The sequence below is a fragment of the Vreelandella sp. F11 genome, assembly GCF_042466685.1.
Taxonomy (GTDB): domain Bacteria; phylum Pseudomonadota; class Gammaproteobacteria; order Pseudomonadales; family Halomonadaceae; genus Vreelandella.
Map to the genome: position 1 here is coordinate 2,206,317 of NZ_CP170448.1, position 21,275 is coordinate 2,227,591.

Sequence of the window (21,275 nt, forward strand, 5' to 3'; positions counted from 1 at the left end):
AGTTTCAATAGACTTCGCCGCTGACGCGGTTGGCGATACTGACTAGTAGAGTGCTTGTTCCTCTTGAACGACTTCGCGCAGTAGTTCTAAAAAGAGTTTATCTGCCTCAGAGTGCTCGGCTGGGTCTTCCGGGATGTGCACACTGGTGGTATCGGAAATTTCGTTGGCAATCCTGGCCATTGCTGCTGGGCTATTGCCTTCTGTTAACTGCTGTCTGGCAACCGCCAGGGACTGCTCAAGAATTTTTGGATCTTGCAGCAGTTTGCGAATAAAACCACGTAGCTCATTGATGACACGTGTTTTCTGAATTTCTGAACCGGACATGGGAATCTCCTCAGGGTCGCAATTGACGACAGCGCCAAGCGAAGCCAATCAATGCCTTGACCATAGCATTTTTTCCGCCAACGGGCATGCGTTGCACGGCTTTAAAAAGCTAAATTAAAGCGCAGGTTTACAGCGTCAATCGACCGGCCTTGTGTTTAACGGGATTCGCGTATTGAGCAAGCCAATAAGGACGCAACGGCTCCGGTACTTCGGCAAGCCGGGCATTAAAGCGCTCTCTGTCTTGACGTGTGATCGATTTGCGCGCTACCAGTTCAGGTGATTCTCCCAACGCCTCTAAGGCTAAATAGTGGCTGGGGAACAGACGATAGCCGCCAATCACCTGGCGATCGATCTCAGCCGCGACTTCGTCGGGGGTTGCCATATCAGAACCTACCGGCGTGCCAAAATGCAGCCGTACACGTCCTTTGGAGCCGGTAATGCCCGCCACAATCGAGCGAATATCTTCAAACTCACTTTTAGCGTAGCTGCCTTGAGTATCGATATCGTGCAGTTCCTGGGCTTTTTGCACATCGCAGGGGTCGTACTCGTAGCTAATCGATACCGGCACCAGTTTCAGTTCCGCGATGGCCTCGCCAAATACCATATCGCGCTCGGCGTTACGTCTGGCCATCGTCAACATTTTAATGATTGCTGGCTCAGTGTGATCGATGCCGTTTTTGGCGCGTCCTTCGCGCTGTGCCATCCAAATAGAGTGTTGGTCTTCGGTAATGGTGTGGCGAATATAGGCCGACAGCTGTTGATACGCCGCCAGCATCGCGCGTTTACCCCGAGCGCTGCGTGGCACGATAAAGCTTTTATTAAGTCGCATCAGGTCGGTGACATAGGGCTTTTTAAGCAGATTGTCGCCGATAGCGATACGCACGGTGTCACGGTTTGCCTGATACAGCGCATAGTTGACGAACGCTGGGTCTAAGGAGATATCGCGGTGATTGCCAATAAAGAGATAAGCGCCATTGGCGTCGAGTTTGTCGAGGCCGGTGACCTCAAACGCATCCGTGGTGGTGCGAATCATGCGCTCCATGTAGTGGGCAATGCGCATTTGGAATTCGTAAACCGTTGAAACATCCTTAACTTCACGCCGCACGGCACGACTAGCAAACAGACGTGCTAATGACGGCGCCCAGCGTGCCATTCGCGGCAGTCGAAAGCGGGTTAGCGCATCAAGCAGTTCGTTATCCCGTGAGAGCCTGGCAAGCACGTCGGCCACTTCATGATCCATAAAGGGCCGAATATCGGCCCACGGGTCTGTCTCGGTAGAGACGTTGGTAGCGTTATTGTGTTGAGTCATGCGAACCGTTGGATGGTAAATAATAAATATCGATTAATAACATCGAGGCGAAGGTCTATAGAACCACTTATTGAGCCGCAGGTTCCCGCTGCGTCTCGCCGCCGAGCCACTCTATCAAGCGCGGAATATCCGTGGATAGCGCCTGGGCCATTAAAATAAAGTCTGTTTCCAAGCGAGCAAGCGCATCATCGCCGTCGTCAGCATGGTCGGCTTCTTCAATCAATGCATCGCCAAAGCGTAACGATTTCAGCGCCAAATCATCGTGTAACAAAAAGCTTAACCGACCTTCCAGACTAACAGCGAGTTTACTGGCTTGGCGGCCGCTCTCAAGCAGTTGCTGAATTTCATCACTGTCTAAGTCGACCTGACGAGCACGCAGCACGCCGTCATCACCTTTGGCTTTGAGCTCAACCTGATCGCCCAACTGTAAATCGGCCGGTCGGCTGGCTGAGTCACCCAGCCAGGTCGTCATGGCACGAATAGGCAGCGTCTGTGAACTCAATGGGGTGACTTTTAAGCTGCCCAGGGTTTCACGCAGTAGATCCAGAATGTCTTCGGCGCGGGTGCGCGAGCTAGCATTAATGCCAATCATCTGGCCGCGGGTGTCCCACCAGAGATCAATCTTCTGACTACGCACAAAGGCGCGGGGCAGTAAATTCTCGGTAACCTGTTCTTTGAGCGCAGTCTTCTCTTTACGGGTGACTTTGCGGCCTTCGCTGGCCTCAATATCCGCCACCTGCTCATCAACTTCTTCCTTTACGACCGAAGCGGGCAGTAGGCGCTCTTGGCGCAGAGCGGAAAGCAGCCGGTGCCCTTGGATTTCGTGCACAAGCTGGCCTGCGCCCAAGCGTCCGGCAGGTGCTGTCCAGCCAAGGCGACGCGCATCAGCGTTGCCGAGTGGTTTGGCGGAGTGCTCGTCTAAGGCGCTAGCCAGCGCATCACTGGATAATTCCGGCGCGTCGTGCAGGCGGTATAAATGCAAGTGCTTAAACCACATGGAGCCAATCCTGTTCAAAAGGTGGCACATTATGGCGAAAGCGGGGCCTTCCTACCAGCGGCGGCCATCAATCGTCTCTGTTGCGCGCGTTTCAAACTTATGTTTGATTGGGCCATTGTCAATCATTGTAGGGGAGTTGATATGAGCACATCACTGTCACGGGTTCATTTACGCGTTCGAGGCTATCACCTGGATGGCTATGGGCATGTGAATAACGCCCGCTATCTTGAGTTTATGGAGGAGGGGCGTTGGGATTTCTTTGACCAGCATCCAGAGATGATTAAAGAGCTCCATCAGGCTGGACGGGCGTTCGTCGTCGTCAATTTGAATATTGATTATTTGGCGGCAGCGGTGCACGGCGACGACCTGGAGATTATCACCGGGATTGTTGATATAGGTGAACGAAGTGGCGTGTGTCACCACCGGATTGTGCGTAAAGATGGCGCCGTTATCGCCCGTGCAGACTTAACCTTCGTGCTGCTTGATATGCGCGCCAACAAGGCCGCTGCCATTGAAGCAGAGGTGCGTGAGACGTTAGTCGCGTTAACCTTGCCAAAAGAGGCATTTAGCGCCTAAACCGCTTTGGTGAGCTCCCTGGCTGCCCTTGCTGCTTTTGCGGTGGTATGATGGCGAAGTATTTGCGCGCCGTTCTATTGTGTTTAGGGCGGTGTTTTTAAGCGCTTTCAACTCTCGCAGTGCCAATGCAGTGCAAAGGATCTGACTTTCATGGGTGACATCGCCAGAGAAATCTTGCCCGTCAATATTGAAGACGAGCTTAAACAGTCGTATCTCGACTATGCGATGAGCGTCATTATTGGCCGCGCACTTCCCGATGTGCGGGATGGCCTTAAACCGGTTCACCGGCGTGTGCTGTTTGCCATGCACGAACTGGGTAATGATTGGAATAAACCGTACAAGAAGTCGGCGCGTGTCGTCGGCGATGTCATCGGTAAATACCATCCGCACGGTGATAGCGCCGTGTATGACACCATCGTACGTATGGCGCAGCACTTTTCGATGCGCCATGTGCTGGTCGACGGCCAGGGTAACTTCGGTTCGATTGATGGGGATAACGCGGCTGCCATGCGTTATACCGAGGTGCGCATGTCGCGCCTCGCCCACGAGCTGCTTGCTGATCTTGAGAAAGATACCGTCGATTGGGTGGATAACTACGACGGCACCGAGCGTATTCCCGCCGTCCTGCCCACCAAAGTACCCAACCTGCTGATCAACGGCTCATCGGGTATCGCAGTGGGCATGGCCACCAATATTCCACCGCACAATATGCGTGAAGTGATTGACGGCTGCTTGGCGTTAATCGACGACTACACGCTGTCGGTGGATGACTTGATGGAGTACATCCCCGGCCCTGACTTCCCCACCGGTGCCATCATTAATGGCCGCGCAGGCATTTTGTCGGCGTATCGCACAGGTCGTGGGCGTATTTATGTGCGCGCCTGCCACACCATTGAGCACCACGACAAAACCGGTCGTGACCACATCATCATCACCGAGCTGCCTTATCAGGTGAACAAGGCACGGTTGATTGAGAAAATCGCCGAGCTGGTAAAAGAGAAGAAGATTGAAGGCATCGCCGAGCTGCGCGATGAGTCAGATAAAGACGGCCTGCGTGTGGTGATTGAAATCAAGCGCGGTGAGTCCGGCGAAGTCGTGGTCAACAACCTGTTTGCTCAAACGCAGTTGCAAAATGTGTTTGGGATTAACATGGTGGCGCTGGAAAATGGTCAACCACGTACCCTCAACCTTAAAGAGATGCTGGAAGCCTTTATTCGCCACCGGCGCGAAGTGGTTACCCGGCGCACGCTGTATGAGCTGAAAAAAGCCCGTGAGCGTGGTCATCTGTTGGAAGGCTTGGCCGTTGCCATTTCGAATATCGACGAAGTGATCGAACTGATCAAAGCCTCGCCCAATGCGGCAGAAGCGCGTGAAAAGCTGCTCGCTAAGACGTGGCAGCCCGGCCAGGTGACCGCGATGCTGGAGCGGGCCGGGGCTACTTCCTGCAAACCGGAAGAGCTTGAAGAGGGCTTCGGTTTAAACACTGCGGCCACCTCTTATCGGCTATCACCTGCCCAGGCGCAGGCGATTCTTGAGCTACGCCTGCACCGCTTGACGGGCCTTGAAACTGAGAAGCTGCTTGATGAATACCTGAGCATTCTTGAGAAAATTGCCGAGCTAACCGAGATTCTGGCCTCAGCCGATCGCTTGATGGAAGTGATCCGCGAAGAGCTGCACGCCGTACGTGATCAGTTTGGCGATGACCGTCGCACGGAAATTCAGGCCAGCCACCTGGATCTTTCGATGGAAGATTTGATCGCTGAGGAGGACATGGTGGTGACCGTGTCCCGCTCTGGCTATGCCAAGACCCAGCCGTTGTCGGATTATCAGGCCCAGCGCCGAGGTGGCCGTGGTAAGTCCGCGACGGCCATGAAAGACGAAGACGTGATTGAGCATCTGCTGGTGGCCTCTACGCATGACACCGTTCTGCTGTTCTCAAATCGCGGCAAAGTGTACTGGCTGAAAGTGTATGAAATGCCCAATGCCAGCCGCGGCTCGCGGGGTAAGCCTCTGGTGAATATGCTGCCGCTGGAAGAGGGTGAGGCGGTTAACGCCATCTTGCCGGTGCGCGACTACAATCCTGATAACTACATCTTCTTTGCTACGGCCAAAGGCACCGTTAAACGGACTAGCCTTGAGCAGTTCTCACGGCCGCGCAGCGTTGGCCTGATTGCGATTGACCTTGAGGAGGGTGACCGCTTAGTGGGTGCGGCAATAACCACGGGTAATGATCATGCCATGCTGCTGTCGTCTAACGGCAAGGCGATTCGCTTTGAAGAGAGTAACGCACGCGCCATGGGGCGTACTGCCCGCGGCGTGCGTGGTATGCGTCTGGCAGGCGATGCGGAAGTCATTAGCCTGATTATTCCTAAAAGCCAGCAGATCGACGCCGAAGCGGATACCGAAGAAGAAACGCAAGATAGCGCTCCAGAGAGCACCGGGGCCGAAACCTCTGATGGTCAAATCTACATTATGACCGCCAGTGAAAATGGTTACGGCAAGCGCACCCGCCTGGAGGAGTTCCCGCTGCGTGGCCGTGGTGGACAAGGCGTTATTGCTATGCAGACCAGCGAGCGCAACGGTTCGCTAGTAGCGGGGATGCAGGTCTACGACAGTGATGAAATGATGCTGATCACTGACCGTGGCACGCTAGTGCGTACCCGTGTGGAGGAGGTCTCTACCACGTCGCGTAATACTCAGGGCGTAATGCTGATTCGCTTGGGCAAAGAGGAGAAGCTGGTCAAGACAGTACGCGTTGATGAGCCGGAAGAGAGCGAAGAGCTAAACGATCTCGAAGCAACTGACTCTGAAGAAGCCAGTCTCAACGATGCGCCGGCGAGTAACCATTCAGATGATGGACAGGATGCAGGGGCTGATGACACGTCACTATAATTTCTGTGCAGGGCCAGCGGCCCTGCCTGTCGCTGTACTAGAGTGCGCCCAGGAAGAGCTTTTGGACTATCAAGGGCGCGGCCTTTCTGTAATGGAAATGAGTCACCGCAGCGATGAGTTTATCGCTATTGCCGAGCGTGCCGAAGCCGATTTTCGTCAACTGTTGGGCGTGCCGGATAATTATAAGGTGCTGTTTTTACAGGGCGGGGCCAGCATGCAGTTTGCCATGCTGCCCATGAACCTGTTGGGACAGGGTGGTAGTGGTAACTTTATTCAGACCGGCATCTGGGGCAAGAAGGCGCTCAATGAAGCCAAACACCTGGGTTTTGGTTGTCATGTGGTTGCCAGCAGTGAGCCCAACGGTCATACGGCGGTGCCTACGCAGGACGAGCTGCGGGTGAGCGCAGATGCTGCGTATTTGCACTATACCTCTAACGAGACAATTGGTGGCTTGGAATTTGATTATACGCCGCATACTCAACGTCCTGATGGTGCTCACGTGCCACTGGTCTGCGATATGTCGTCGAATATCCTGTCTGGGCCCATTGACGTTAGCGAATTTGGTGTGATCTATGCAGGGGCGCAGAAAAACATTGGCCCCGCCGGGTTAACGCTGGTGGTCGTGCGTGACGACCTGTTAGGTAAATCTCAGGCCAGTATACCTTCGCTGTTTAACTATCAAATGCTGGCAGATGCGGGTTCGATGGTGAATACACCGCCTACTTACGCCTGGTATTTGGCCGGTCTGGTCTTCCAGTGGCTGAAAGAGGACATCGGTGGGCTGGCGGCGATGGATGCTATCAATCAGCGTAAAGCAGATAAGCTCTATGCGGCAATTGATACCAGCGAGCTGTATAGCAACCCGATTGCAAAACATAACCGCTCGCGGATGAATGTGCCCTTTGTCTTGGCCGATTCAGCGCTGGATAAGGCGTTCTTACAGCAGGCCGATGCGGCGGGACTGCTTAATCTAAAAGGCCACCGCAGCGTGGGCGGTATGCGTGCCAGCCTTTACAACGCGGTGCCTGAGTCTGCGGTAGATGCCTTAATTGCATTTATGGCTGATTTTGAAAAAACAAGGGGCTAACTACCATGTCCGACACGCCGATCAATCTGGACGAGCTGCGCCAGCGTATCGATCAGCTCGATAGTGATATTCTCAATCTGATCAGCGAGCGCGCCAGCTGCGCCCAGCAGGTGGCTCACGTCAAGCTGGCCGAAGATAAAGATGCGGTGTTTTACCGCCCTGAGCGCGAAGCCCAGGTGCTACGGCGCATTATGGCGTTAAACAAAGGCCCGCTCGATTCAGAAGAGATGGCGCGGCTGTTTCGTGAAATCATGTCGGCGTGTTTGGCCCTTGAGCAGCCGGTTAAAGTTGCCTATTTGGGCCCTGAGGGCACCTTTACCCAGCAGGCGGCGCTCAAGCATTTTGGTGAAAGCGCCGTGAGCTTGCCCATGGCCGCCATCGATGAGGTATTTCGTGAAGTTGAGGCGGGCGCCGTGCACTATGGCGTCGTCCCGGTGGAGAACTCCACCGAAGGAGTGGTGAATCACACTCTGGATACCTTCATGGACTCCTCGATCAAAATTTGTGGCGAAGTAGTGCTGCGTATTCATCACCATTTACTGGTGAGCGAAACGACGAGGCGCGATAAAGTATCGCGTATCTATTCCCACCCGCAATCCTTTGCCCAGTGCCGCAAGTGGCTGGATGCACACTTTCCCCATGCCGAGCGCGTGCCGGTTTCTTCTAACGCTGAAGCGGCGAAACTGGTTAAAACCGAGTGGCATAGCGCCGCCATTGCGGGCGATATGGCGGCCAAGCTCTATGGCTTGGAGCATATCGCGGAAAAAATCGAAGATAGCCCGGATAACTCCACGCGGTTTTTGATTATTGGTAACCAGGATGTGCCCATGGCGGGGGAGGATAAAACCTCCATTGTGGTCGCTATGCGTAATCAACCGGGTACCTTGCACGCGTTGCTGGAGCCGTTTCATCGCCACCAGATTGATTTAACCCGTCTTGAAACACGTCCTTCCCGTACGGGCGTATGGAACTACGTCTTTTTCATCGATTTTAAAGGCCATCGCGATGAGCCTAAGGTCGCGGCAGTGCTCGAAGAGGTGCAGTTGCGAGCGGCGGATCTCCGCGTGCTGGGTTCCTACCCCATAGGCGTGCTGTGACGTTAATGGTCGATAAAAGCGTAAAAGCATCAGCTTGTCGTGAAGTGCGACTATTGATTGTTGGTCTGGGGTTGATTGGTGGTTCGCTTGCGGCAGCGCTGCGCGCTGCAGGATTTAAGGGGCAGATTGTTGCCTGTGATCCGGATGAGCAGGAGATCGCGCGCGGTATCGAGATGGGGCTGATCGATTCGGGCGGTACCCATCTAGCTGAGCAAGTCAATGACGCCTCCATGGTGGTGCTGGCAGTGCCGGTGCTTGCCATGGAGAGCGTTATGGCCAGCTTGGTCGAGGCGCTGCCTAGCGCGTCGGTTGATGTTGTGATTACCGATGTGGGCAGTACCAAGGCGACCATCCGCGCCTGTGCTCAACGAGTCTTTGGTCAAGTCCCCGCCAATATGGTGTTGGGACACCCGATAGCCGGTTCAGAGAAAAGCGGTGTGGCGGCAGCAAATCCGCGTCTCTATATGGAACACAAGGTAATTCTGACGCCTGAGCCAAACGTCGATCGTGACGCACTGCAGCGCGTGCGCTGTTTATGGCAAACCTGCGGTGCCGAGGTGCTGGAAATGGACGTTGAGCGCCATGACCAAGTGTTGGCACGTACCAGCCATTTGCCTCACCTGTTGGCCTTTTCTCTGGTGGATACGCTGGCTCGTCAGGATGAGCGGCTAGATATTTTTCGCTATGCAGCGGGCGGCTTTCGCGATTTTACCCGTATCGCGGGCAGTGATCCGGTGATGTGGCGAGATATTTTTATTGCCAACAAAGAAGCGGTGCTGGCATCGCTGGATGATTTTGAAGCAGGACTCGCTCGCTTGCGTCTTGCGGTAGAAGCCGGTGACAGCGATGCGCTGATTGCCACCTTTGATCGGGCGAGCCACGCCCGGCACTATTTCGACTCTTTATTGAACAAAACCAGTTATCAGGCGGAATATCATATGCAACCACAAGGTAAGGTGACCTACCGTGTGCAGCCGGGCGGTAAAGCCCAGGGGCGTTTGCGCGTACCGGGCGACAAATCCATGTCCCACCGCTCCATTATGCTGGGCGCACTGGCTGAAGGTGTCACTGAAGTAAAGGGCTTTCTTGAAGGCGAAGATAGTCTAGCGACTCTGCAGGCATTTCGTGAAATGGGTGTGGCGATTGAAGGGCCGCATCAAGGTAAGGTCACCATTCATGGTGTCGGTATGCATGGCTTAAAAGCTCCCGCTGGCCCGCTCTATGTGGGTAACTCGGGCACCGCTATGCGGTTGTTTTCAGGGCTGCTGGCTGGTCAGGCGTTTGACAGTGAGCTAACCGGCGACGAGTCACTGACGAAACGCCCCATGGGGCGCGTGGCTGATCCGCTGCGCCTGATGGGAGCCACCATTGACACCGCTGAAGGCGGGCGCCCACCGCTTAAGATTCACGGCGGTGCTGCCCTCAAAGGCATTAAGTACGATATGCCAATGGCCAGTGCTCAGGTGAAATCCTGCCTGCTGTTGGCCGGGCTTTACGCCGAAGGCGAAACTCGTGTGCGCGAGCCTGCACCGACTCGCGACCACACCGAGCGAATGCTCAATGGGTTTGGCTATGCGGTTTCCCGCGAAGGCGATACTTGCTGGCTTCAGGGTGGCGGTAAGCTAACAGCTGGCCCGATTGACGTGCCCTCGGATATTTCCTCGGCGACCTTCTTTCTGGTGGCTGCCGCGATTACTCCAGGCTCAGATATTACCCTTGAACACGTGGGTATTAACCCAACCCGGATTGGCGTGATTAATATTCTTACCCTGATGGGGGCTGATTTAGCACTAGAGAATCAGCGTGAAGTGGGTGGTGAACCGGTGGCCGATATTCGTATTCGCTACGTACCGCTTAAAGGGATTGATATTCCTGTCGATCAAGTGCCGCTCGCCATCGATGAATTTCCTGCACTGTTTATCGCTGCCGCTAATGCCGAAGGCGTAACGCGGCTGCGAGGTGCTGAAGAACTGCGCGTCAAAGAGTCGGATCGCCTTCAGGCCATGGCCGATGGCTTGGCTGTTCTAGGTGTGCAGCACACCACAGTAGAAGATGGCATCGATATTGTCGGTAACGGTAATGCGCAAGTAGCCAGTTACGGCGGTGGGCGTGTCGATAGCCTGGGGGATCACCGTATTGCCATGGCGTTCGCCATTGCGTCGTTGCGTGCCAGTGACGACATCATCATTGAAGATTGCGCCAATGTGGCCACCTCGTTCCCTGACTTCGTCGAGTTGGCGACACGCATTGGTATGGGCGTTAGCGTGGAGGGTGCCCATGAGTGATCGCGTTGCCGCAGTTCCCGTTCTCACTATTGATGGTCCTGGCGGCGCCGGTAAAGGCACTATCAGTGGTTTGGTGGCCGAGCGCTTGGGCTGGCACCTACTGGATAGCGGCGCGCTTTATCGGCTGACGGCACAAGCTGCGTTGAAGCATAACGTGGCGGTGGACGATGAAGCTGGGCTTGCACGCCTAGCGGAGCAGTTAGATGTCGCCTTCCCGGTGGAGGAGGGCCAGCCGCGTACCTTTCTTGAAGGTGACGATGTTGGTCAGCAAATTCGTACTGAGCAGGCCGGTGAACGCGCCTCACAGGTGGCAGCGCTGCCTGCGGTTCGTCAGGCGCTCTTACAGCGCCAGCGTGATTTTTGCCAGGCGCCAGGGTTGGTAGCTGACGGTCGTGATATGGGCACCGTAGTGTTTCCCGACGCCCCGCTGAAGATTTTTTTAACCGCCAGTGCCGATGAACGGGCGCGTCGGCGCTATCTGCAGTTGCAGGAAGCCGGGGTGGATGCTAGTCTTTCGAGTCTTTTAAAGGAGATTCAGGCACGCGATGCACGCGATACGCAGCGCAGTGTGGCTCCTCTCAAGCCGGCAGATGATGCCATTACGCTTGATACCACGCGCCTGAGCATACCGGAAGTGGTTGATCGACTGACCGAACTGCTCGCCCAAAGAGGGCTGGTAAGCGGCGTGTGATTCTCCCTTGCGGCGCTTTTGGATAGGTGTCACGACGTGGCAGGGCACTAAACTCACATCGGTGAGCCCGGTCAGGTCTAACCAGCGTTAACACCCCCAAAGGCTGAGTGACATTAGGCCCGCACTTGCTGGTGGTGCGGAGAAGGCATTTATGCCTCAACAACGTAATTACGTAGGAACACCATGAGCGAAAGCTTTGCTGAGCTGTTTGAACAGTCTCTTAACGACATCAACATGGAGCCAGGCGCTATTGTCGCGGCCCAGGTTGTCGACATTGACGGTGACTGGGTTACTGTCAACGCTGGTCTGAAATCTGAAGGTCAGATCCCTGCGTCACAATTCCGCGATGAGCACGGTAATCTGAACATCGCTATCGGTGACGACGTGCACGTTGCACTGGAAGCCGTAGAAGATGGTTTCGGTGAGACGCGTCTGTCCCGTGAAAAAGCCAAGCGCGCAGAAGCTTGGAAGATTCTGGAAGCAGCCTTCGAGAAAGACGAAATCATTAAGGGCGTTATTAACGGTAAGGTTAAAGGCGGCTTCACTGTCGAAGTTGACTCTATCCGTGCCTTCTTGCCTGGCTCGTTGGTTGATGTTCGTCCTGTTCGCGACACTGCGCACCTGGAAAACAAAGAGCTGGACTTTAAAGTCATCAAGCTCGATCCGAAACGCAACAACGTTGTGGTATCACGTCGTGCGGTTCTGGAAGCAGAGAACAGTGCCGAGCGTGAAGCGCTGCTGGCAACTCTGCAAGAAGGTCAGCAGATCAAGGGTATCGTTAAGAACCTGACAGACTACGGCGCTTTCGTAGACCTGGGTGGTGTTGACGGCCTGCTGCACATTACAGACATGGCGTGGAAGCGTATCAAGCATCCGTCCGAAATCGTTGCCGTTGGCGACGAGATCAACGTCAAAGTTCTGAAGTTTGACCGTGAGCGCAACCGCGTATCACTGGGTCTGAAGCAGCTGGGCGAAGATCCCTGGGTCAACATCAAAGAGCGTTATCCGGAAGGCATGAAAGTGCACGCGGTCGTCACTAACCTGACTGACTACGGCTGCTTTGCCGAGCTGGAAGAGGGTGTTGAAGGTCTGGTTCACGTCTCTGAAATGGACTGGACCAACAAAAACATCCATCCGTCAAAAGTCGTTCAAGTGGGCGATGATGTTGACGTCATGGTGCTGGATATCGACGAAGAGCGTCGTCGTATTTCCCTGGGTATCAAGCAGTGTACTGCTAATCCGTGGGAAACCTTCAACACTGACTACAACAAGGGCGACCGCGTTTCAGGTACCATCAAGTCAATTACTGACTTCGGTATCTTTATCGGCCTTGAAGGCGGTATTGACGGTCTTGTTCACTTGTCTGATATTTCTTGGACCGATACTGGCGAAGAAGCCGTACGCAACTTCAAGAAAGGCGACGAAGCTGAAGCCGTTATCCTCTCTATTGATCCTGAGCGTGAGCGCATCTCGCTGGGTATCAAGCAGATGGATTCTGACCCCGTTGCTGAGTACCTGTCAGTCAACGATAAGGGCAGTATCGTAACAGGTCGCGTCATTGAAGTTGATGCTAAAGAAGCCCAAGTTGAATTGGCGACTGACGTTATTGCGGTGTTGAAAGCCTCTGAAATCAGTGCTGACCGCGTAGAAGACGCGCGCAATGTACTGAACGAAGGCGACAGCGTTGAAGCTCGTATTGTGAGCGTTGATCGTAAGAGCCGTCAGATTAATCTGTCGGTCAAAGCGAAAGACCAGGACGATACGCGTCAGAACCTGAAGAAGATGCGTGAGCAAGAGCCGGAAACAGCAGGTGGTCCGACCACCATCGGTGACTTGATCAAGCAGCAGATGGGCCAAGACTAACTATCGGTTAGTTATTGGTTAGCAAAAGCGCCGCCCTTAGGGGCGGCGCTTTTGTTTGCAGCGGTTGAGCGCTAGTAGTTGTTCAGCAGAAGGTTCGCATAGTCATCAGGGGGCTATTAGTTTTAAACTCTTTAGCCACAATTGAGTTTTAAAAAACGATTAGTAATTGGGTGAAAATCAACTAGACTGTTGTCAGTTACTCTTTTTACAGGAATAATGTCTCTGCATTCTGAACTAGCAGGTGCCATGGTTGTCAATTTGCACCTAAGTTAGATCCCATTCAGTTGAACCCCGTTCAGTTGGATACGCTATTAAAGGAACCCCCTATGTCTTTACTTAACGAATATATCCAGAAAGAACAGCAGCTAAAGCAGCTTCAAGAAGATCTTCAGCGTTTAGAAGGCGATCAACGTCTGAAAGGTGAGTTGGAATTTAAGGCTAAACTTGAAGCGTTAATGAATGAGTTCGGTAAGCGTCCGGGCGATGTTATTGCCTTATTAGACCCGACTGCAGACCAGCGGAGCTCTAAAACCACAGCGAGTGGCAATGCGCGCCGTAAGCGCCGTCTTAAAATTTACAAAAACCCTAAAACAGGGGAAGTAATCGAAACTCGCGGCGGCAATCATAAAGGGCTGCGTAGCTGGAAAGACCAGTACGGTGATGAAACCGTCGAATCCTGGTTGGAGCGTATGGAAGACTAAGCTATCCAATCACCGGCATTTCTGTACAGGAATGCCGGTTTTCTATAGCTATACGCTTTCAGGTATACTCCTGTGCCGTTATCCCCATTACTAACCTATTAATGGGATGCGAAGTTCTAAATGGTTTGCTTTCCATAATACCTGTGGAGGGTGACCGCTAACGTGCCAAACATCCTGCCTGTTGAGCAGATAGATGATGGTATGCGTCAAGGCTCCATAAAGGCCAGCTAAACTGTCAAAGCATGTGCTGGCGTAGTAATGAGTAGGAATGTCGACCCGCCGATAGAGAACAGGCAGCGCAATGTCTTGTGCATTGTCCGTATCCGATAGGTAGAGGCCAATGTCGGTACGGTAAGAGTTGATAGACTCATTATTAAGTGCATTAATTCTGTCGGCGAGTATGTCGGGCAGTGCGATGATGGTCGTAGATCGCCGCAGCCGCGTCTGTAAGCACGCTAGCTGCATATTGTGATGGCTTTCATCTCCTAGCCCCTTAATATGCTCGGGAGCCTTGTAAAGGCGCATCAGGATCATTTGGCGGCCAGTGGTTTTTTCGATACGTGTGTTAAAACCATGAGGTGGCACAGGGCGCTGCAAAGTGGTTTTCAGCTTTAGGCGGAAACTGCGCGGGCTGAACTGATAACAACGTTGGAATGCCCGTGAGAAAGAGGAGTGGTTTTGGTACCCGCAACGTATTGCAATTTGCGCTATATTGAGAGGAGTAAGCGCAAGTAGCACCGCCGCGCGCTCCAGTCGTCTTATTTCACGATAGGCGCTCGGTGAAATGTGAAAGCTTTGCCGAAATTGGCGCCGGACTTGAGAAGACGAATACCCTATGTGATTAGCAAGGTCTTCGATGCCGAGTGACTGATCGAGTGTATCCTGCAGCCAGATCTCAGCTCGTGTCATCGCGTTGAACATTATCTGGCCTCTCATGCGTGAATCGTACAGGTCGTGCTTATATCGCCTGTAGTGCACTCTCCCAGTGCGTTAGTATTGGTAACCTAGCTGAAGGGAAAAAATCAGCCTACAGATAAGAGTCTGTGTCTCTATTCAGGCTACTTTTAGGTAATGTTGATGCGAAGCATCGATTTAATGAGTTGTCGCTGACTGTGCCGGGTTTGATAAATGTGCTGGTTACCCTCATATATTTAATGATGATGCCTTTATGCTGGCAACGGGGTGGCAAAGGCAAGTTTGCTCGTGATCTTTACGCGTTTGTGCACAGTTTTCGCCAAAAAAAGCGACTTTGGCAGTCATATCGACCATTTCAAGCAAGGTGTAAATGAAACATCGATGAAATATCAAAAGGTTCAAAAGCCGATAGATGAGCGTGAGAAGCTGCGTAAGTTTCGTGAATTAGACGATGCTTTTGCCCAGGCTTTACGCCAATTAGATGATCCAGAAAGCGATTTTGATATACCGACAGGCCCGCCGGTACGCTCGCTTGCGGCACTGGAACAAGAAGATGAAGAAACCCAGCAGAAGGAACAGCAGCACGAGCAGGAGCGTATTTTTAAACAGCGCTTTGAAGCTCTGTTGAGCGAGTATGGTGTGGATCATAACGACCTGGCTGAGCTGATCGAAGCACTGCTTGGCTATGGCGTATGGCAGCAGGATATAGTGCCTGCAGCTAGCACTGGAAAAACACCGCAGAAGGCTTGAGCAGAAGGCTTGAAAAGTGTCCTTATGCTAGCGGTAGCGATAAATTCGCAAACTCGGCAGAAATACCTCCTGTTCCAGTTTCTCATCGCGTCGCCTGGCCCGTGTGCGCGTGGTGGGTGGCTGTGGTGCAGGTAGGTTAATATGGGGCAGTCGTTGATTATGGTCAGGAACAAAAATAGGCATGGCGGCATTCAGTGCCCGGCGTGTATGCCCATCGTCGAGTGGCTCTGTAAAGAACAGATTTGCCCGCATAAGCGGGGCTTGCGTTTGCACCTGAGCAAGCGCTTCGCCGCTGGGGATACCCGCTAGCTTGCGTAGCTGTATACGGATATGCGGCGCATCGGTATCAAACTGCAAAAGCTTATTTTCAGCTTCTTGCACTGACAGGCGTTTAATAGAGCGACCACTGCTGTACCAAGCAAAGCGAACGCGTGAGACAGGCGCTTGTGCGATAGGTAGCTGCCGCCAGCTCTGTTTAAGATGTAAACGAGCGAGTCCATTGCGGCGTAACGCTTCATCAACGTGAGGGTGGCGTTTCGGCAAGCGGCTTTTTGCCTCGCTAAGTGCCTGTGGAAATGCCTGTTTAATATGTTGCAGTAGGTTGCTGAAATGGACTTTGGCTTGATTGATAGCGTCAATCGCCCTTATCAGTTCATCATTAGCGGCGACCACGGCAATATAGTTGCGCGTCTCACGACCATCTTGATCCTGCTCATGCCACATGTCGAAGAGGGCTTTACGCAGCCAGTCACGAGGCGGTGTCGCTTGATTAAAGACCCATGTAGCCGGTAGCTGCTGCTCGTATAGCGAGACGGCTGCCTCAATGGTTTCCAGTAGATGATCAAACTGCTGCTCCAATTGAAGCAGCACATGATAGGCCGAAGGCGATGAGGGGGGAGCGTTTGTTTCGGCCATGGGGAGTATAAGGGCTCGCTAGGTCAGTTATAGGGTTTTTCAGGTGAGTGGCGCATCCTTGTCGGCTTGCGCTAGGAGCGTTTCTATATCGGCCTCGTCCATGGCGGACTCCCCCGATATGCGGTGCGACTCATCGGCCCAGGCGCCTAAATCCAGTAGTTGGCAGCGTTTGCTGCAGAAAGGGCGATAAGTGCTCTCTGGCAGCCAGGGCACGCGCTTAGCGCACTGCGGGCAATTAACTTCTAGCGGGGAATCGTTTGCAGGGCGAGCCATAAAAAACTCCAATTGCGATAACAGGCGCGATATCTCAGTAGTTAAGCTGCCGACGGTAGCGTTCGTCAAGCCGTGCCACTTGCTCTATCAGGCTGGCGTGGTCACCGCTGTTATCTATCACGTCGTCTGCTTTTGCTAACCGTTGTTCGCGGGAAAGTTGGGCGGCGAGGATAGCATGCACTTGGCTTTCACTCACCCCATCACGCTGTTGGGTTCTCGATAGTTGCAGCGCTTGGGGCACATCGACAACCACCGCACGTTTCACGAGCGCATCTTGACCCGTTTCAAACAGCAAGGGTGACACAAGCAGCACGTAGGGCGCGCCCTGGTTTTTGAGTGTCTCTAAATGCTGTACTAACCGTTCCCTTATTTTGGGGTGTGTGACGGATTCTAGCCACCGGCGTTGTTCTGGATCGTTAAACACAATCTCGCGTAGGGCGGCGCGGTTAAGCGTGCCATCCTGGTGCATGACCTGATCACCGAAACGATTATGAATGGCTATCAATGCCGGCTCCCCCGGTAAAACTATTTCCCTGGCAACATCGTCGGCATCGACCCAGGCGGCGCCGAGTGTTTCAAAAGCGCGAGCAACGGTCGATTTACCTGACCCGATGCCCCCCGTTAATCCGATAATCATCTACTGCCTCATTCTAGCTAAATTTTATATAACCAAATGTCACATGGCCCATTGTTACTTGGTTAAGTTTTACATGAGCAGGTTGAGATACATTGCCATTATTTCGTCACCGACTAACAGTGCCACCCAGCCGGCGAGAGCGAGAAAAGGGCCAAACGGTAGCGGTGTGCCGCGGAGGCGAGGCGAGCAGGCCTGGGCAGCTAGTCCAACAACGGCCCCAAGCCCTGCAGAAAGGATCAAGATTAGCGGTAAAAAACTCCATCCTAACCAGGCGCCCAGCGCCGCTAGCAGCTTAAAGTCGCCATAGCCCATTCCCTCTTTGCCGGTGGCCAATTTAAATAGCCAATAAAAACTCCACAGTGACAGATAGCCTACCATGGCGCCGATAACGGCACTCGGCAGCATGAGTGGCTGGAAAAGAAGCTGAAACAGTAACCCCGCCCAAAGTAAGGGTAGGGTAATCACGTCGGGCAGTAGCTGGGTGCGAAAGTCGATCACGGCGAGCACTAACAGCATTAGGCAGGCGCCGTAAACGAAGATCGACTCTGCAGTAAGGCCTTGGAGCGCTAGCACTGCTATGGCCAACAAGCCCCCGGCTATTTCCACCAGTGGGTACTGAATGCTGATAGGCGTTTGGCACTCGGCACAGCGCCCACGACGTTTTATCCACCCAATTAACGGTAGGTTGTCGTGCCACGCAATAGGGGCTTCACAGCGTGGGCACATGGAAGCGGGGGTGGCCAGGTTAAAGCGCTGCGAGTGTTCGGTGCCAAGCTCAAGTGCTTCCCGGGCTTCATTGCGCCAGCCCCGCATCAGCATCACCGGCAGCCGAGTAATCACCACATTCAAAAAGCTGCCTAGACATAGCCCAATCAATAACACAATTAACCACAGGATGGTGGGAGGGTAGTGCATATCGCTCCTTGAGTTTGTTTAGAGGGCAGAGCCCAAGTCGAAGATGGGCAAGTACATAGAGACCACCACGCCGCCGACCAGCACACCCAGTACCACGATAATAATCGGTTCCATCAGCGAAGTGAGGGCGTCGACCTTATTATCGACTTCCTCTTCATAGTAATCAGCCACGCGATTGAGCATGGCATCAAGCGACCCTGCCTCTTCACCAATGCTGACCATTTGAATCGCTAAAGGGGGGAAGCGGTTGGTCATACGCATGGCGAAGTGTAGCTGTTGCCCGGTGGCTACGTCTTGGCGCGTTTGTGCCACCGCGCGCTCGTACACTTTATTGCCTGTGGCACCGGCGGCGGTGTCTAAGCCTTCAACAAGTGGTACACCAGAGGCAAAGGTGGTCGCTAATGTACGCGAAAAACGGGCAATGGCGGATTTATGCATAATATCGCCAATGACCGGCAAGCGAAGCAGCAGTGCATGCATACGGTAAGCAACGCTTGGCGAGCGTTGAATGCTTATTTTAAGCAAAAGCACGGCAGCCATCACTGCGCCGAGCGCGGCTAGCCAATAACGCTGGGCAAGCTCGGATAAGTTCACGGTCAGTTGGGTCAGTGCAGGGAGTTCAGCGCCAAAGCTTTGGAACATGCTTTCAAATTCAGGCACCACTCTAATCAACAGCAATAGGGTCACTGCAATGCCTATCGTCATAACGGCGGTGGGGTACCAAAGGGCCTTCTTAACCCGCGCTTTCAGCGACTCAACCTTCTCTTTATAGGTCGCAATACGATCGAGCATTTGATCCAGCGCACCGGACTGCTCACCAGCATTGACAATCTTAACAAACAGTCGATCAAAGTGTTTGGGGTGACGGTTCAATGCGTCTGAGAAGCTGGCACCCGACGATATATCGCTCATCATATGCTGAACAAGGGCAACCATAGCCGGTTTTTTGAGGCTCTCTGCTACTACTTGAAGTGCTTGCAGCAACGGTATGCCAGCACGAGTCATGGTGGCCATTTGACGCACAAAGACCATGACATCGTAGGGTTTAATGCGGCCACTGCCGCCGAGGTTGCCTTTTTTACTAATCCGGCGGATAACGATATGTTGCTTGGTGAGTTCAGCGGCTACTTCGGCTTTACTGCGGCCAATCATCTCACCGCTAAGCGGTCTATCCTGGGGGCCTTTACCACTCCATTTCCAGCGCGATAGCCTGATGGCGGGCGTTTGGCGTCGACGTGCCGTTTTAGCCATGCCTTACTCCTTGCTCACACGGTTAACCTCTTCCAGGCTGGTAATACCCTGCATGACTTTCAGCAACCCACTACGGTGCAGACTCGGGTAGCCCTCCTGGCGCCTCTGCTGGTCGATATCTAATGCGTTGGCATCACGCATAATTAGCTGACGCATCGCTTCACTAATCGGTACTACCTCATAAATGCCAATTCGCCCTTTATAGCCGTGGGTACAGTGCTTGCAACCTACCGGTTTGTAGATAGTCGCTTTTTGGATCTCTGCGCTGCTAAAGCCTTCTTTACGCAGCGCTTCATGGGGAATGTTAATGGGCTCTTTGCAGTGTTGACACAGTTTGCGAGCCAGTCGCTGGGCAATAATCAAACTAACGGCGCTGGCGATGTTAAAAGAAGAGACGCCCATATTCGCCAGTCGAGTCAGCGTTTCAGCTGCCGAGTTGGTATGCACCGTGGAGAGCACCAAGTGCCCTGTCTGGGCTGCTTTAACGGCAATTTCGGCGGTTTCAAGGTCGCGAATTTCGCCTACCATCACCACATCCGGGTCTTGCCGTAAAAATGCCCTTAGTGCACTGACAAAATCGAGTCCGATCTTAGGTAATACGTTCACTTGATTGATACCGGCGACTTTGATCTCAACCGGGTCTTCAGCGGTACAAATATTACGCTCAACTTTATTAAGAATATTAATGCCGGTATATAACGAAACGGTCTTGCCGCTTCCGGTAGGGCCAGTGACCAGAATCATGCCTTGGGGTTGTTTTAACGCATGCTCATAATGGCTCCGTTGTTCGTCGGTAAAGCCTAATTGCTCAATACCCAGTTGCGCCGCGGTCGGATCTAATATCCGCAGCACTAACTTCTCGCCATAAACGGTTGGCAATGAGTTGACCCGGAAATCGAGAGAGCGGGTGCGCGATAGCTTTAACTTTATCGAGCCATCCTGGGGTAAGCGGCGTTCCGAGATATCCAGTCGAGCCATGATTTTTAGGCGGGCCGCGATACGATTGCGCATGGCAAAGGGTGGTCGCGCCACTTCTATGAGCATTCCATCAATACGAAAGCGTATCCGGTAGAGGGTTTCGTAAGGCTCAAAATGAATATCAGAGGCGCCCCGGCGGATCGCGTCTAACAATATCTTGTTGACGAACTTAACAATGGGGGCGTCGTCACTACTCTGAGAAGACTCTTCCAGAGGAAGTTCGTCACCCTCGTTATTCTGCACAATGCTCAGTGAACTCACCGCATCATCTAACTCATCAAGCATGCCACGCCCGTTTTGAGCAAGGTAGCTATTGAGCGCGACCATGATTTGATCGACGGGAGCTAGGATGCCTTCCACGCTCAGGCCGGTCGCAAACTGCAACTCATCCAGTTGCGTCAGCGTGGCGGGGTAGGGAACTGCAACCGTTAGACGATGGCCGTGGTGGGCTAATGGCAGAACGTTAAGGCTCTGCAGCACTTTGATAGGGTAGTCAGCAGCAGAAGGCAGCGCGGAAAGTCGAACTGCTTCCAGATCTATGACTGGCAGCCCATACTCCCAGCCCGCTGCCAGTGTGGCTTTGTTAGCATCGACCAGGCCGCTTTCGATCACATGCTGAAGAAGCGATATCTCCAGATCCAACGCGGTGGTTTCCGCTGTGGCGGCCTGGGCCTCGGTCAGCAGGCCGTGCTTAACCAAGCGCTGGGCAAAGCCGTGCAGGCCGCCACGTGCAGCGGCGTGGCTTAACGTCGACTCAAAAGGGGGCTGGCTCATTCAGAAACCTGCTTTACATCGTTTTAAGCGTATTACTTGTATCAT

The 21,275-nt window shown here is 53.4% G+C and carries 19 protein-coding genes; 9 read left to right on the top strand and 10 right to left on the bottom strand.

Going from position 1 to position 21,275, the window contains the following annotated elements; translation table 11 throughout:
• Positions 1-42: 42 nt before the first annotated feature.
• The 3 genes from ACFIOZ_RS09965 to ACFIOZ_RS09975 all read right to left on the bottom strand — a co-directional run bounded on the left by ACFIOZ_RS09965 (position 43) and on the right by ACFIOZ_RS09975 (position 2,630).
• The gene (locus ACFIOZ_RS09965; RefSeq protein WP_035579049.1) at positions 43-324 is read right to left on the bottom strand and encodes a hypothetical protein; all 282 of its coding nucleotides are present in this window, start codon (positions 322-324) and stop codon (positions 43-45) included.
• Between the two features lie 127 nt (positions 325-451).
• Entirely contained in the window at positions 452-1,633 is a 1,182-nt protein-coding gene (locus ACFIOZ_RS09970) for a 1-acyl-sn-glycerol-3-phosphate acyltransferase (RefSeq protein ID WP_386083640.1), read from the bottom strand.
• A gap of 67 nt (positions 1,634-1,700) precedes the next feature.
• Positions 1,701-2,630, bottom strand: a complete 930-nt coding sequence (locus ACFIOZ_RS09975) for a recombination-associated protein RdgC (RefSeq protein WP_386083642.1) — start codon at positions 2,628-2,630, stop codon at positions 1,701-1,703.
• A gap of 141 nt (positions 2,631-2,771) precedes the next feature.
• Here ACFIOZ_RS09975 and ACFIOZ_RS09980 point away from each other — a divergent pair, with 141 nt between their 5' ends.
• The 8 genes from ACFIOZ_RS09980 to ACFIOZ_RS10015 all read left to right on the top strand — a co-directional run bounded on the left by ACFIOZ_RS09980 (position 2,772) and on the right by ACFIOZ_RS10015 (position 13,822).
• Complete coding sequence (locus ACFIOZ_RS09980; RefSeq protein WP_386083644.1) at positions 2,772-3,206, top strand: acyl-CoA thioesterase; 435 nt, start codon at positions 2,772-2,774, stop codon at positions 3,204-3,206.
• Positions 3,207-3,356: 150 nt separating this feature from the next.
• The gene (gyrA, locus tag ACFIOZ_RS09985; RefSeq protein ID WP_386083646.1) at positions 3,357-6,098 is read left to right on the top strand and encodes a DNA gyrase subunit A; all 2,742 of its coding nucleotides are present in this window, start codon (positions 3,357-3,359) and stop codon (positions 6,096-6,098) included.
• Positions 6,082-7,185 (top strand): 3-phosphoserine/phosphohydroxythreonine transaminase, encoded by a 1,104-nt coding sequence (serC, locus tag ACFIOZ_RS09990; protein ID WP_386083649.1) that lies wholly within the window; start codon positions 6,082-6,084, stop codon positions 7,183-7,185. Before gyrA ends, serC begins: the two co-directional genes overlap by 17 nt.
• Before the next feature lie 5 nt (positions 7,186-7,190).
• Entirely contained in the window at positions 7,191-8,282 is a 1,092-nt protein-coding gene (gene pheA / locus ACFIOZ_RS09995) for a prephenate dehydratase (RefSeq protein WP_386083651.1), read from the top strand.
• 5 nt (positions 8,283-8,287) lie between these two features.
• Positions 8,288-10,567: a bifunctional prephenate dehydrogenase/3-phosphoshikimate 1-carboxyvinyltransferase gene (locus tag ACFIOZ_RS10000; protein ID WP_386084046.1), complete on the top strand. Its 2,280-nt coding sequence runs from the start codon at positions 8,288-8,290 to the stop codon at positions 10,565-10,567.
• Complete coding sequence (gene cmk / locus ACFIOZ_RS10005) at positions 10,560-11,258, top strand: (d)CMP kinase (protein ID WP_386083652.1); 699 nt, start codon at positions 10,560-10,562, stop codon at positions 11,256-11,258. The genes ACFIOZ_RS10000 and cmk overlap by 8 nt, the downstream gene beginning before the upstream one ends.
• Before the next feature lie 183 nt (positions 11,259-11,441).
• The gene (rpsA, locus tag ACFIOZ_RS10010) at positions 11,442-13,121 is read left to right on the top strand and encodes a 30S ribosomal protein S1 (protein ID WP_088701565.1); all 1,680 of its coding nucleotides are present in this window, start codon (positions 11,442-11,444) and stop codon (positions 13,119-13,121) included.
• A gap of 326 nt (positions 13,122-13,447) precedes the next feature.
• Positions 13,448-13,822, top strand: a complete 375-nt coding sequence (locus tag ACFIOZ_RS10015; protein WP_386083654.1) for a histone-like nucleoid-structuring protein, MvaT/MvaU family — start codon at positions 13,448-13,450, stop codon at positions 13,820-13,822.
• 90 nt (positions 13,823-13,912) lie between these two features.
• Here ACFIOZ_RS10015 and ACFIOZ_RS10020 read toward each other — a convergent pair whose 3' ends face one another.
• Positions 13,913-14,743: a helix-turn-helix domain-containing protein gene (locus ACFIOZ_RS10020; protein WP_386083655.1), complete on the bottom strand. Its 831-nt coding sequence runs from the start codon at positions 14,741-14,743 to the stop codon at positions 13,913-13,915.
• Positions 14,744-15,118: 375 nt separating this feature from the next.
• On the opposite strand from ACFIOZ_RS10020, the gene ACFIOZ_RS10025 reads away from it, so the two are divergent.
• On the top strand, positions 15,119-15,487 hold the full coding sequence (locus ACFIOZ_RS10025) for a hypothetical protein (protein ID WP_386083657.1): 369 nt from the start codon (positions 15,119-15,121) through the stop codon (positions 15,485-15,487).
• Positions 15,488-15,514: 27 nt separating this feature from the next.
• On the opposite strand, the gene ACFIOZ_RS10030 is transcribed toward ACFIOZ_RS10025, so the two are convergent.
• The 6 genes from ACFIOZ_RS10030 to pilB all read right to left on the bottom strand — a co-directional run bounded on the left by ACFIOZ_RS10030 (position 15,515) and on the right by pilB (position 21,230).
• Positions 15,515-16,402: a DNA replication terminus site-binding protein gene (locus ACFIOZ_RS10030; protein ID WP_386083660.1), complete on the bottom strand. Its 888-nt coding sequence runs from the start codon at positions 16,400-16,402 to the stop codon at positions 15,515-15,517.
• Between the two features lie 39 nt (positions 16,403-16,441).
• Positions 16,442-16,675: a DNA gyrase inhibitor YacG gene (gene yacG / locus ACFIOZ_RS10035; RefSeq protein WP_022523595.1), complete on the bottom strand. Its 234-nt coding sequence runs from the start codon at positions 16,673-16,675 to the stop codon at positions 16,442-16,444.
• A 34-nt stretch (positions 16,676-16,709) separates the two neighbouring features.
• Positions 16,710-17,312 carry a dephospho-CoA kinase gene (gene coaE / locus ACFIOZ_RS10040; protein WP_386083664.1) on the bottom strand — a complete coding sequence of 201 codons (603 nt, stop codon included), beginning with the start codon at positions 17,310-17,312 and terminating at the stop codon, positions 16,710-16,712.
• 69 nt (positions 17,313-17,381) lie between these two features.
• Positions 17,382-18,227: a prepilin peptidase gene (locus ACFIOZ_RS10045; RefSeq protein WP_386083666.1), complete on the bottom strand. Its 846-nt coding sequence runs from the start codon at positions 18,225-18,227 to the stop codon at positions 17,382-17,384.
• 18 nt (positions 18,228-18,245) lie between these two features.
• Positions 18,246-19,478, bottom strand: coding sequence for a type II secretion system F family protein (locus ACFIOZ_RS10050; RefSeq protein ID WP_386083669.1), 1,233 nt, complete (start codon positions 19,476-19,478; stop codon positions 18,246-18,248).
• A 3-nt stretch (positions 19,479-19,481) separates the two neighbouring features.
• Complete coding sequence (gene pilB, locus ACFIOZ_RS10055) at positions 19,482-21,230, bottom strand: type IV-A pilus assembly ATPase PilB (RefSeq protein WP_386083670.1); 1,749 nt, start codon at positions 21,228-21,230, stop codon at positions 19,482-19,484.
• Between the last annotated feature and the right edge of the window lie 45 nt (positions 21,231-21,275).